Here is a 12,713-nt window from a genome sequence, read left to right as displayed (position 1 = left end):
GGGCGGGAAGGACCAGGCACGGCCGCCCCCGCACCCGGGGCTGGTCTCAACTGCGGGGGCGGGCCGCCCCCGTGGAGCCGCGGACGACCAGTTCGGGCTGGAAGACGAACTCGGCGCGATGGATGGCGTTGCCGTTGATCTCCTCCAGCAACGCGTCGACCGCCGCCGCGCCCATCGCCTCCACCGGCTGGCGGATCGTGGTCAGCGGCGGGTCGGCGAAAGCGATCAGCGGCGAGTCGTCGAAGCCGACGACGGAGACGTCGCCGGGGACGGTGAGCCCGCGCTGCCGCACCGCGCGGATCACCCCGAAGGCCATCAGGTCGCTGCCGCAGACGATCGCCGTGCAGCCGGCGTCCAGCAGTGTAGCGGCGGCGGCGTGTCCGCCCTCGACGCTGAACAGGGTGTGCTGGACCCGATCCGCGCTCTCCTGCTCCGACTGCCCGAGCAGGTCGCTGCAGGCCGCCGCGAAGCCCTCCAGCTTGCGCAGCACCGGCACGAAGCGGCGCTGCCCCAGTGCGAGGCCGATCCGCTCGTGGCCGAGTTCGGCCAGGTGCTGGACCGCCATCCGCATCGCGGTCCGGTCGTCCGGCGAGACGAAGGGCGCCGAGATGTGCTCGCTGTAGCCGTTGATCAGCACGAACGGCACGCCGCGCCCGGCCAGACGGGCATAGCGCTCCATGTCGGCGGTGGTGTCGGCGTGCAGTCCGGAGACGAACACGATGCCGTTGACTCCGCGCTCCACCAGCATGTCGACGAGCTCGTCCTCGGTGGAACCGCCGGGGGTCTGCGTGCAGAGCAGCGGGGTGTAGCCGTAGCGGGTCAGCACCTGCTCGATGACCTGGGCCAGCGCCGGGAAGATCGGGTTGTTGAGCTCGGGGGTGATCAGCCCGATCAGTCCGGCGCTGCGCTGGCGGAGCCGCATCGGGCGGTCATAGCCGAGGACGTCCAGCGCGGCGAGCACCGCCTGACGGGTCGTCGGCGAGACGCCCGCACGCCCGTTGAACACCCGGGAGACGGTGGCCTCGCTGACCCCCGCCTGTGCGGCGATGTCGGCCAGACGCGCTGTGGGGACGACTCCTGAGGGAGCCGCCATCTCAGCGGGCCCACCAGACGGTGGTGTCGGGCGAGAGCACGATCTCGTCCTCGATGACGACAACGTCACTGGACGACAGTAGGACGCGGCCTGGTGCGGGCAACCGCACGGGCTCACTGCCGGTGTTGACCGTGCAGACGAACACGCCGTCAGCGGTACTGCGGCGGAAGGAGAGTACGCCCTCCGGCGCGTCGAGCCAGACGAGCGAGTCGCCCGAGCCCAGTGCCGGGTGCTCGCGTCGCGCGGCCAGCGCGCTGCGGTACAGCTCCAGAGTGGAGCTGCGGTCGCCGGTCTGCGCCTCGACGCTGAGCTTGGCCCACTCGGCGGGCTGCGGCAGCCAGCTGGGTCCGCCGGCGACCGGGCCGAAGCCGTACGGGGCCTCGGTGCCGGACCACGGCAGCGGGACCCGGCAGCCGTCGCGCATGCCCTCCTGACCCTCGGCGTTGGTGCCCCTGGCCCGCGTGAACGCCGGGTCCTGGCGCAGCGCGTCGGGCAGGTCCAGAACCTCGGGCAGGCCGAGCTCCTCGCCCTGGTAGACGTACGCGGAACCGGGCAGCGCGAGCATCAGCAGGGTCGCCGCGCGGGCGCGGCGCAGGTCCTGCTCGCGGTCCTCGCCGTCGCCGAAGCGGGTGAGATGGCGGACCACGTCGTGGTTGGACAGCACCCAGGTGGCGGGGGCGCCGACCGGGCGCATCGCGTCCAGGGTGACGTCCACCACGCCCTTCAGCGCCTCCGCGTCCCAGGCGGTGCCCAGGTACTGGAAGTTGAAGGCCTGGTGCAGCTCGTCGGGGCGCAGGTAGTTGGCGGTGCGGTCGACGGTCGGCGTCCAGGCCTCGGCGACCGCGATGCGGCGGGTGTCCGGGTCGGTGCCGTACTCGTCCAGGATTCGCCGCCAGTCGCGGTAGATCTCGTGGACTCCGTCCTGGTCAAAAAACGGCAGCACGTCGTTGCCGAGCAGCCGCAGCTGGTCGTGCAGGCCGATGTCGGGGAGACCCGCGGCCTTCACCAGGCCGTGCGCGACATCGATCCGGAACCCGTCGACGCCCAGGTCGAGCCAGAGCCGCAGGATGGAGCGGAACTCGTCGGCGACGGCCGGGCACTCCCAGTTGAAGTCGGGCTGCTCCGGCGCGAAGAGGTGCAGATACCACTCGCCGGGGGTGCCGTCGGGGTTGCGGGTGCGGGTCCAGGCCGGGCCGCCGAAGATGGACTCCCAGTCGTTGGGCGGCAGTTCGCCGGCCGCGCCCAGGCCGGGGCGGAAGTGGAAGCGGCTCCGCAGCGGGGACCCCGGGCCCTCGCGCAGCGCCTGCCGGAACCAGGCGTGCTGGTCGGAGGCGTGGTTGGGGACGATGTCCACGATGACCCGCAGGCCCAGCTCGTGGGCGTCGGTCACCAGCCGCTCCGCGTCGGCGAGGTCGCCGAACATCGGGTCCACCGCGCGGTAGTCGGAGACGTCGTACCCCGCGTCCGCCTGCGGGGAGGCGTAGAAGGGGGACAGCCAGACCGCGTCCACGCCCAGGTCGCGCAGGTAGGGGAGTCTGCTGCGCACGCCCTCGAGGTCGCCCATGCCGTCGCCGTCGGCGTCGGCGAAGCTGCGCGGGTAGACCTGGTAGATCACCGCGTCGCGCCACCAGCCGGTTCTGCGCGTGGCGTTGGCGTCGGCGTCGGCCGTGGTGACGGCTTCGGCGTCGTCCGCCGCGACGGGCAGGTTCTGGTCGGCGAGGTGCTGGGTCATGAAATCCCTTGAGGCTGAGGAGAGGGCAGGTGACGAGGGAGTCGCGCGGGCCGGTCAGCCCTTGGTGCCGCCGGCGGTGAGGCCGGTCACCAGATGCTTCTGTACCAGGTAGAACACGATTCCGGCTGGAATGGCGATCAGGACAGAGCTGGCCGCCATGAGGTTCCACTGCGAGTTGTACTGGCTGATGTACGTCTGCAGGCCGACCGCCAGGGTGTACTTGTCGGCGGAGAGCATGAAGTGTGAAGCGTAGGCGACCTCGCCCCAGGCGGTCAGGAAGGTGTAGAACGCCGCCACGGAAAGGCCGGGCCGGGCCAGCGGGATGATCAGCCGCCAGAAGGTGCCGAAGGGCGAGAGCCCGTCGATCCGGCCGGCCTCGTCGATCTCCACCGGGATGGTGTCGAAGTAGCCCTTGAGCAGCCAGGCGCTGTAGGGGACGGCGGTGGTGCAGTAGATGAGGATCAAACCCTGGTACGTGTCCAGCAGGTTGAGCCCCGCCATGATCTTGTAGAGCGGCACCAGCAGCACCGCGACCGGGAACATCTGGGTGAGCAGGAACGTGTACATCAGCTGGCGGTGGCCGGGGAAGCGCATCCGGGAGACCGCGTAACCCGCGCTGGCCGCGATGAGGACGCCGACTGCCATCGTGCCGAGGCCGACGATCAGCGAGTTCATCAGCCAGGTGCCGAAGCCGGTGTGGCCGATGACGTAGCGGTAGTTGGACAGCGACATCCGGCTGAAGATCCGGCCGGGGTGCAGGTAGTCGTTCTCGTTCGGGCCGAGCGAGATGAAGACGATCCAGGCGACCGGGAAGGCCGCGACGAATGCGGTCACGGCCAGCACGCCGTGCAGTCCGAGCGAGGCGAGGACGCCCCGCTCGCCGCGCAGCAGCGGGCGGCGGCCCGAGCGACCCGGTCGGCCCGAGCGGGTCGCTGCGGTACCGGCGGTGCCTGCGGTGCCGGCGGACGGTGCGGCGGTGCCCGGGTCCGCCGGGCGCACGGAGGTGGTCATGGGGTCTGCTCCTGCTCCTGCGGTGGCACTCGGTTCGGGGAGGGCTCGGGTGCTCACGCCGTCGTCACCTCGTTGCGGGCCAGCCAGCGGCGGTAGAAGGCGGTGAAGACCACCAGCAGGGAGAGGCAGAGGATGCCGACCGCGGCCGAACTCGCGTAGTCCTGCGGCATCTGGCCGAAGAACAGCTGGTAGGCGTAGGTGATCAGGATCTGCACGCTGTCGCTGCTGCCGGCACCGAACAACAGGAAGATCACATTGAACTGGTTGAAGGTCCAGATGATCCCCAGCAGGATCACCGTGCTGCTGACCGGGCGCAGCCCCGGCAGGGTGACGTTGGTGAACCGCTGCCAGGGGGTCGCACCGTCCATCTCCGCTGCCTCGTAGAGCTCGCTGGGGATGGACTGCAGGCCGCCGAGGAAGGAGAGCATCATGAACGGCACGCCGCACCAGGTGTTGACCAGGATCGCGGCGACCTTCTGCCAGAACGGGTCACTCAGCCAGCTGGGGTGTCCCAGGTGCAGCGCCCCCAGCAGGCTGTTGACGGCGCCGCCGTCGCTGAGCAGCAGCCGCCAGGAGAAGATGGTGACGAAGGTCGGCACGGCCCAGGGCAGGATCAGCAGCAGCCGGTAGAGGGTGCGGCCGCGCATCCGGCGGTTCATCAGGACGGCCAGGCCGAGACCCGTGCCGACGGTCAGGGTGACGCAGACGACGGTCCAGACGATGGTCCAGACGAAGTGCGGCCAGAACTGGTTGTCGGGGCCGCTCAGCAGGTCGACGTAGTTCTTCAGGCCGATCCAGCTGAAGCTGTCGGGGATGTGGTTGACGCCGATGGTGCGGCCCACGTTGAGGCTGTTGGCGTTGGTGAAGGTCAGCAGTACACCCTGGACCAGGGGGTAGCCCACCAGGGCGCCGAGCACAACGACGACCGGGGCGCACATCACCCAGGCGTACCAGTGCTGGTCGTACGAGCGCCGCAGCCGGGCCACCAGCCCCGGCCGGGGTTCGCGGTCGCGGCGCTCCTTGCGGGCTCTGCCCTGGACGGCGACGGTCATCGGTCTGACACCTCTTCGGCTCTGCGGCTCTCGGGCCCTGCGGCGCTCGGGCCCTGCGGCACTGGGTCTACGGCTCTTCGACGTGGGCGGTTCACCCGGCTGCGCCCGACGGGCCGTCCCGGAGGGGACGGCCCGTCGGGCGGCGGATCACTGGGTGGCGAAGCTCGGGAGCAGCTTCTTGGTCGCGATAGAGGCGTTGTTCAGGCCGGTCTGGGTGCTCTCCTGGTTCGCCAGGATCTTGAGCAGCTCGGTGTTGAAGAGGCCGTAGATGGAGCTGTACTCGGCCAGCGCCGGGCGCGGGACGCCGGCGGTCAGGATGGTCTGGAAGCCCGCGATGCCGGGGTTGGCGGTGACGGCGGGGGTGTAGGCGTCGCTGCGGGTCGGCAGGGTGGCGTTCTTGGTCGCGATGGTGGTCTGCGACTGGGCCGAGGTCATGAAGGCGATGAACTTCTCCGAGGCTGCCTGGTGGGCGGCGTCGGAGCCGGCGTAGGCGACCAGGTTGTGGCCGCCGATGGGGGCGCCGGACTTGCCCGTGGAGCCGGCCGGGACCGCGGCGATGCCCAGGTTGGTCTTGTCGGAGAAGGCCGCGCCCTTGTAGACGTTGGTGGTCTCCCACGGACCCTGGATGATCATCGCGACCTTGCCGCTGTTGAACTTGTCCATCATGTTCGCGTAGGCGTTGGCCGTGGTGTCGAGCTTGGTCACGCCGGGGCTGGCGAGCACGCCCTTGAGGGTATCGATGCCCTTGACCGCGGCCGGCGAGTTGATGGTGATCTTCTGCCCGGCGGCGTCCACCATGTCGGTGCTCTCGCCGTAGAGGAACGGCATCGCGTAGTAGGAGGCGGCGTTGAAGTCGAATCCGTCGACGCCGGCCTTCTGCTTGAGCAGAGCGGCGTCGGCCTTGAGCTCGTCCCAGGTGGTGGGGGCCTTGGCGATGCCGGCCTTGGTGAACAGCGACTTGTTGTACATCAGGCCCAGGGTGTCGGTGACCAGCGGCACGCCGTAGAGCTTGCCCTGGAAGGTGGCCTGGGTGACCAGCTGCTTCTCGAAGGTGCTGGTGTCCGCGGCTGCGGGAGTGCCGTCCAGCGGGACCAGGTAGCCGGCCTTGGCGAAGCCAGGAGTCCAGCCCACGTCGGAGCGCAGCACGTCCGGCGCGCCCTTGCTGCCGGCGGCGGTCTGGAACTTGGTCTGCGCGTCAGCGAAGGGGACGTTGACGTACTTGACCGTGATGTCCGGGTTGGCCTTCTCGAAGTCGGCGACCAGGGCCTGGTAGGTCGGCGCCTCGTTGGTGGCGTCGGAGGTGTCCCACCAGGTGATGGTGACCGGACCGCTAGCCTTGGCACCCGAGCTGGTGCTTCCGCCGCTACTCCCGCAAGCGCTTGCAGAAACCGCTATCGCTGCCGCCAGAACGGCTGCCGCAATGCCACGACGCATTGTGAACTCCTTGGAGGGTGGATGCCCGAGTGGGTGGGTCGGCACCTGGCACGGAGCCTCCCCGAGCCGACGCACCGTTGCTGCCGTCGGGCTTGGGGAGGAACGTAACAGCGGCGTGAGCGGAATGGAAAGTCCTTGCAGCAAGTTTCTGAAAGCTCGGGTGATCGTTACATCCGCGTGTCCACAGCGTTGCCGTTCGGCTCCTTGACCAGGGGTGTGCCGGCGCAGCGGTTCCCGGACGGCCCTTCCTTGACAGCGGCGGGGTATCCGCAATGGGATGGCTTCATCACTCCTACCGGGGTGAAAGTCCTGGCCAGAGTCGCTCAGGAGGCGAAGGTGGCGTACTACCGCAGCGCGGGCACGGTCCCCCCGAAGAGGCACACCCAGCACCGTCGACCGGACGGGGGCCTCTACTTCGAGGAACTGATGGGCGAGGAGGGCTTCTTCTCGGACTCCTCGCTGCTCTACCACCGGCATCTGCCGTCCGCGCTGGTGGACAGCCGGGTCTGGCAGCTCCCCGAGGACAAGCCCGAGCCCAACCACCCGCTCAAGCCGTACCACTTCCGGCTGCACGACCTGTTCCCCGGTGAGAGCTGGCGCCACGCCGACCCGGTCCGCGACCGGAGGGTCGTCCTCGGCAACGCCGACGTCCGCATCGCCTACGTGGCCGCCGGCGTGCCCTCGCCGCTGTACCGCAACGGCATAGGGGACGAGTGCGTCTACGTGGAGTCCGGCACGGGCGTGCTGGAGACCGTCTTCGGCAGCATCGAGGTGGGCGACGGCGACTACGTCATCGTGCCCAGGGCCACCACCCACCGCTGGCTGCCGACCGGCGACGCCCCGCTGCGGCTCTACGCGATCGAGGCCAACAGCCACATCACCCCGGCGAAGCGCTACCTCTCCAAGTACGGGCAACTGCTGGAGCACGCGCCGTTCTGCGAGCGCGACCTGCGCGGACCGGTCGGACCGCTGCTCGCCGACGAGGGCGCGGGAGACGTCGAGATCTACGTCAAGCACCGGGTCTCCACTGCTTCCGGAGGCGGCGGCGTCGGCGGCACCGTGTTCACCGTCCCCGAACACCCCTTCGACGTGGTCGGCTGGGACGGCTGCCTGTACCCCTACGCCTTCAACATCAGCGACTACGAGCCGATCACCGGACGAGTCCACCAGCCGCCGCCCGCGCACCAGGTCTTCGAGGGCAACAACTTCGTGATCTGCAACTTCGTGCCGCGGAAGGTCGACTACCACCCGCTGTCCATCCCCGTGCCCTACTACCACTCCAATGTGGACAGCGACGAGGTCATGTTCTACGTCGGCGGCGACTACGAGGCCCGCAAGGGCTCCGGCATCGGCCAGGGCTCGGTCTCACTCCACCCCGGCGGGCACACCCACGGGCCGCAGCCCGGCGCCTACGAGCGCAGCATCGGCGCGGAGTTCTTCGACGAGCTCGCGGTCATGGTCGACACCTTCCGGCCGCTGGACCTGGCCGAGGGCGGGCGGGCTAGCGACGACGGCCGCTATGCCTGGAGCTGGAGCGGGCGCGGCCCGCAGGGAGACCTGACGTGACCTGGGTTCCGGTACCCCACCGCACCGGGCGCGGGGCCTGACGGCGGCCGGATCGGCTTCGGCGAGGTCACCGGGGCGGCCGTCGGCTGGGGGCGGTCGCGGCTTCGAGCGTGGGAGCGTCGATGAACTCGGTGTGGGTTCCCGCGCTGCCGCAGGCGTAGGCACCGGAGACCTGCCCGGAGTGGATGCAGTCGTCGAGGTCACGGTCGGCGAAGTAGGCGTGCAGGAAGCCGCTGACGAAGGCGTCGCCGGCGCCGTTGCTGTCCACGATCGGGCGGTGCGGTTCCGGTTCCACGGCCGGGAAGTGACGCACCGTCCGGTCGGCCCGGGTGAGCAGGTGGCAGCCGTCGGCACCGTCCGTGGCGACGACGAGGCGGGCTCGGCCATGGTCCAGAACGGACTGCATGACCGGGGCGAGCGCGCCGTCGGCCTTGAGGTTGGCGGCGCTCATGAAGACCAGGTCGGAGCGGTGGGCGTAGGTGCTCTGGTGCGGAAGGACGCCGTCCCAGTTGTGCAGGTCGGTGGAGCTGGTGACGCCCAGGCGCTCGATGTCGTCGTAGAGGTCGCGGTTGTGGTTGGCGATCGACTGGTGGACGTGGCGGCTGCGCTCCAGGTAGGGCAGGTAGAACGCGGACGGCAGTCGCAGGTCGGCCGGATGGCGGCCGTCGTAGAAGGAGAAGCGGCGGCCCTGCCGGTCGACCAGGTTGACGCTGCGGGGCGTACCGGCCGGAGCGGGCAGCGCGCTGAAGTCCAGGCCGTGACGGGCGTAGGCGTCGAGGATCATCGCGCCCTGGGCGTCGTCCCCGAGGAAGTCGATGAACTTGGTTCGCAGGCCCAGGAAGTGGCAGCCCAAGGCCACGCCGTTGCCGGTGTGGGCGACGTAGTCGCGGATGGGCGGGACCACGACCGCGTCGCCCGGAGGGACGGCCAGCTCGTCCACTCGAACGATGGTGTCGACTCCGGCCCCGCCGACCACCAGGACGTCGTACTCGTGCACCGCTGCCCCCGCATGGAGAAGATCCGCAAGCTTGCGCAAACTCTGCCATGAGCGCCGCCGGACCGGAAGTCCCGGCCCGGTGGGGGTCGACCGACACCGCTGCGGATGGTGCGTCAGAAGGCCCGTGCCTCGAGGTCGGAGAGGCGGGCCGTTGGCCGGGGTGGGCGGCTGGGTGGCTGGCTGGGTGGCTGGCTGGGTGGCTGGCTGGGTGGCTGGCTGGGTGGCTGCGCCGTTCCCGCCGGAACCCTCGATCCGTCGGGAACGGCGCAGCCTGCGGCGTGGTCGCGGGACCGTCAGGTGACCCGCAACCACACCGCGGTATCGGGGGGTAGGACGCCGCCGGGGAGCGGGCCGCAGGCGAGCAGCACGGCTACGTGCTCGGGCAGCGGCACGGGCGCGTCGGAGAGGTTCACGACGCAGGCGAAGCCGGCGCCGCGTCGGAACGCCAGGACGCGGGGCGGCGAGTCGAGCCAGTCCATCGGCCCGTCGCCGAGCGCGGGCTCGGCGCGACGGATGCGCAGCGCCTGCCGGTAGAGCGTCAGCATCGAGCCGGGGTCGCCGTCCTGGGCAGCCGCGGTGAGCGGGGCCCAGTCGCCAGGTTGGGGGAGCCATGGTTCCGCGGCGGCCTCGGGCGGGCTGAAGCCGTAGGGCGGCCGGTCCCCGTGCCACGGCAGCGGGACGCGGCAGCCGTCGCGGCCGGGGTCGGCGCCGCCGGTGCGGTGGTACATCGGGTCCTCGATGCGGTCCGCCGGGATGTCCTCGACCTCGGGCAGGGCCAGTTCCTCGCCCTGGTAGAGGTAGACCGAGCCGGGCAGGGCCAGCGAGAGCAGGGCGGCGGCGCGGGCGCGGCGGGTGCCGAGGGCGAGGTCGGTGGGGATGCCGTGTGCCTTGGCAGCGAAGTCGAAGCCGGTCTGCTCGCGACCATAGCGGGTGGCGGTGCGGGTGATGTCGTGGTTGGCGAGGACCCAGGTGGCGGGCGCGCCGACGGGGGCGTGCACAGCGAGGGTGGTGGTGATCACGGCGCGCAGCTCGGCGGCGTCCCAGGGGCAGGCGAGGAAACCGAAGTTGAAGGCGGTGTGCAGCTCGTCGGGGCGCAGGTACTGCGCGAAGCGCTGGGGGTCCGGGAGCCAGAGCTCGCCGATGAGGGCGCGGGGCTTGGCGTAGGAGTCGGCGATGGTGCGCCAGGAGCGGTAGATGTCGTGGAGCTCGTCACGGTCGATGTAGGGGTGCGGCGCGCCGTCCGGGTGGTGTTCGGGGTCGAAGTCGGGGAGGGCGGGGTCCTTGACGAGTTCGGCGGCCGAGTCGATGCGCACGCCGGCCGCGCCGCGGTCGAACCAGAACCGCAGCACGTCCTCGTGTTCGCGGCGGATCTCGGGATGGTCCCAGTTGAGGTCGGGCTGCTCGGGAGCGAACCGGTGCAGGTACCACTCCCCCGGGGTGCCGTCGGGTTCGCTGCTCCGGGTCCAGGCCGAACCGCCGAACTGGGAGCGCCAGTTGTTGGGCGGGAGTTCGCCGTTCTCGCCGCGTCCGGGGCGAAACCAGAAGCGTGCGCGTTCGGGGGATCCGGGGGCGGCGGCCAGTGCCTGGCGGAACCAGGGATGGGCCTGCGAGACGTGGTTGGGGACGATGTCGACGATGGTGCGGATGCCCAGGTCGAGGGCCTCGGCGATGAGCTTCTCGGCTTCGGCGAGGGTGCCGAAGGCGGGGTCGATGTCGCGGTAGTCCGCGACGTCGTAGCCACCGTCGGCCATCGGCGAGGGGTACCAGGGGGTGAACCACAGGGCGTCGACGCCGAGTTCGGCGAGGTAGGGCAGTCGGGCGCGTACCCCGGCGAGGTCACCGACGCCGTCCCCGCCCGCGTCGGCGAAGCTGCGGACGTACACCTGGTAGATCGCGGCGCCGCGCCACCACTGGGGCTCGTGCACGGTAGGGGTCTCCATCTGTCGGGGGTCGGCGGGGGGCGTCGGCGGACTCGCCGTCGGGATCAGCCCTTGAGGCTGCCAGCCGTCAGGCCGCCCATGATGTTGCGTTGGAAGATCAGGAAGAACACGATCGTGGGCACTGCGGAGATGGCGGACGCGGCGATGAGGACGTTCTCGGGGACACCCTGGGAGAGGGAGTAGATCCCGGCGTTGAGCGTCTGCCGGGTCGGGTCGGGCTCGGCCAGCAGCGGCCAGAGGAAGTCCTTCCACACGCTGACCAGCGCGAAGATGGAGACGACCGCGATGATGGGCCGGGACATGGGCAGCACCAGGGACCAGAGGGTGCGGAACGGGCCCGCGCCGTCGATGGAGGCGGCGTCCAGGAGTTCCTGCGGTATGGAATCGAAGAACCGTTTCAACAGGAAGATGCTGAAGGCGTTGGCGATGGACGGCAGCCAGATCGCCCAGGGCGAGTTCAGCAGGTTGAGGTGCAGGATCGGCAGGTCGATCACGGTCAGGTACTGCGGCACGATCAGCACCATCGCCGGGATCATCAGCGTGGCCAGCATCGCCCCGAGGATCACGTTGCCGAGCACCGGGCGCAGCTTGGACAGGGCGTAGGCCGCGCCGATGTCGAAGACCAGCTGGAAGGCGAGCGCGCCGAACGCGTAGATCAGCGTGTTGACCAGCAGCTTGGAGAGGTTGAGCTCGCTCCAGGCGGTGCTGTAGGTGCCGGGGTAGAGGTGGCTGGGGAAGAGCGTGGGCGGGTTCTGGATGGACTCCTGGGTGGACTTCAGCCCGCCGGTCACCATCATGTAGAGCGGGCCGAGGAACACCAGGGTGAACACGGCCAGGGTGCCCGCGAGCACGATCCGGTAGGTGACACGGCCGCCGCGGCGGTTGAGCTGGACGTGGGAGATCAGGGTGCGGGTCGATGTCTCGGTCGCTGCTGCCATGGCCGGCCTCACTGCTCACTGCGGCGGTTCAACCACCGGTAGATTAGGGCGAATCCGACGAGCACCAGGAGCAGGAGCAGCCCCAGGGCGGACGCGGCGCCGTAGTTGCTGAAGTTGAAGGCGTACTGGTAGATCAGGTAGACGATGGTGGTGACCGAGCCGTTGACGCCCTGGCCGCCGTTCGTGAGCACGAACGGCTCGACGAAGACCTGCATGGTGGCGACGATCTGCAGCATCAGCATCATCGAGAGGATCAGCCGGGTCTGCGGGATCGTCACATGCCAGATCCTGCGCAGCACTCCGGCCCCGTCGATCTCGGCCGCCTCATAGAGCTCGCCCGGGATGCCCTGCAGCGCCGCCAGGTAGACCAGGGTGGCGCTGCCCATGTTCATCCAGGTGGAGGCGATGACGACGGACACCATGGCCATCGACGGGGACTGCAGCCACTGCGAGGTCGGCAGGTGCAGGATGCGCAGCAGGTGGTCGAAGAGTCCGTAGTCCGGGTTGTAGAAGTACTGGAACAGCACCAGCGAGGCGACCGGCGGCAGCATCACCGGGAGGTAGACCAGGATGCGCAGGTAACCGCGTCCGTGCCGCAGCTCGTTGAGCAGGATGGCGACGAAGAACGGCATCGCGTAGCCGAGCAGCAGGGCGAGGACCGTGAACTCGGCGGTGTTGCGCCAGGCGAGGCCGAAGCTGGGGTCGTTGGAGATCTGGTCGAGGTTGTGCAGACCGACCCAGGTGGTGTGGCCGGCCTTGGTCTTCTGGAAGCTCATGATGAACTCCCGGACCATGGGGTACCAGGAGAAGAAGGCGAAGCTGAGCACCGCGCCGATGAGGAAGGCGTGCGCGGTGAGGTTGCGGCGCAGCTCGCGGACGAAGGTGCTCCGGGTGCGCTGCGGTTGGGGCTTGGTGCTGCTCTCCAGTACGGCGATGGCCGCCATCGGGGC

Annotated in this window: 10 protein-coding genes; 1 reads left to right on the top strand and 9 read right to left on the bottom strand. The window is 69.9% G+C overall.

What is annotated here, in order from left to right; all coding sequences use genetic code 11:
- Nucleotides 1–46: 46 nt before the first annotated feature.
- The 5 genes from ABIA33_RS22900 to ABIA33_RS22880 all read right to left on the bottom strand — a co-directional run bounded on the left by ABIA33_RS22900 (nucleotide 47) and on the right by ABIA33_RS22880 (nucleotide 6,322).
- Nucleotides 47–1,093 (bottom strand): LacI family DNA-binding transcriptional regulator, encoded by a 1,047-nt coding sequence (locus tag ABIA33_RS22900; RefSeq protein WP_370084242.1) that lies wholly within the window; start codon nucleotides 1,091–1,093, stop codon nucleotides 47–49.
- A 1-nt stretch (nucleotide 1,094) separates the two neighbouring features.
- Complete coding sequence (locus ABIA33_RS22895) at nucleotides 1,095–2,825, bottom strand: glycoside hydrolase family 13 protein (RefSeq protein WP_370084241.1); 1,731 nt, start codon at nucleotides 2,823–2,825, stop codon at nucleotides 1,095–1,097.
- A gap of 54 nt (nucleotides 2,826–2,879) precedes the next feature.
- Nucleotides 2,880–3,836 carry a sugar ABC transporter permease gene (locus tag ABIA33_RS22890; protein ID WP_370084240.1) on the bottom strand — a complete coding sequence of 319 codons (957 nt, stop codon included), beginning with the start codon at nucleotides 3,834–3,836 and terminating at the stop codon, nucleotides 2,880–2,882.
- Nucleotides 3,837–3,889: 53 nt separating this feature from the next.
- Nucleotides 3,890–4,888, bottom strand: a complete 999-nt coding sequence (locus tag ABIA33_RS22885; RefSeq protein ID WP_370084239.1) for a carbohydrate ABC transporter permease — start codon at nucleotides 4,886–4,888, stop codon at nucleotides 3,890–3,892.
- Between the two features lie 147 nt (nucleotides 4,889–5,035).
- A complete protein-coding gene (locus ABIA33_RS22880; protein ID WP_370084238.1) occupies nucleotides 5,036–6,322 on the bottom strand; it encodes an extracellular solute-binding protein in 1,287 nt (428 codons plus the stop codon).
- Nucleotides 6,323–6,658: 336 nt separating this feature from the next.
- Between ABIA33_RS22880 and ABIA33_RS22875 the strand changes: the two genes are divergently transcribed.
- A complete protein-coding gene (locus ABIA33_RS22875; RefSeq protein WP_370084237.1) occupies nucleotides 6,659–7,888 on the top strand; it encodes a homogentisate 1,2-dioxygenase in 1,230 nt (409 codons plus the stop codon).
- Nucleotides 7,889–7,955: 67 nt separating this feature from the next.
- Here the strand turns inward: ABIA33_RS22875 and ABIA33_RS22870 are convergent, their stop codons facing one another.
- The 4 genes from ABIA33_RS22870 to ABIA33_RS22855 all read right to left on the bottom strand — a co-directional run bounded on the left by ABIA33_RS22870 (nucleotide 7,956) and on the right by ABIA33_RS22855 (nucleotide 12,707).
- Nucleotides 7,956–8,885, bottom strand: a complete 930-nt coding sequence (locus ABIA33_RS22870) for a carbohydrate kinase family protein (RefSeq protein WP_370084236.1) — start codon at nucleotides 8,883–8,885, stop codon at nucleotides 7,956–7,958.
- Between the two features lie 293 nt (nucleotides 8,886–9,178).
- Nucleotides 9,179–10,825: a glycoside hydrolase family 13 protein gene (locus tag ABIA33_RS22865; protein ID WP_370084235.1), complete on the bottom strand. Its 1,647-nt coding sequence runs from the start codon at nucleotides 10,823–10,825 to the stop codon at nucleotides 9,179–9,181.
- Between the two features lie 44 nt (nucleotides 10,826–10,869).
- Complete coding sequence (locus ABIA33_RS22860; protein WP_370084234.1) at nucleotides 10,870–11,763, bottom strand: carbohydrate ABC transporter permease; 894 nt, start codon at nucleotides 11,761–11,763, stop codon at nucleotides 10,870–10,872.
- 8 nt (nucleotides 11,764–11,771) lie between these two features.
- Nucleotides 11,772–12,707 (bottom strand): carbohydrate ABC transporter permease, encoded by a 936-nt coding sequence (locus tag ABIA33_RS22855; RefSeq protein ID WP_370084233.1) that lies wholly within the window; start codon nucleotides 12,705–12,707, stop codon nucleotides 11,772–11,774.
- Nucleotides 12,708–12,713: the final 6 nt, after the last annotated feature.

Source organism: Streptacidiphilus sp. MAP12-16, from assembly GCF_041262165.1.
Lineage (GTDB): Bacteria > Actinomycetota > Actinomycetes > Streptomycetales > Streptomycetaceae > Streptacidiphilus.
The sequence above is the reverse complement of the archived record's forward strand: the minus strand, read 5'-3'. Positions and strand labels throughout refer to the sequence as shown.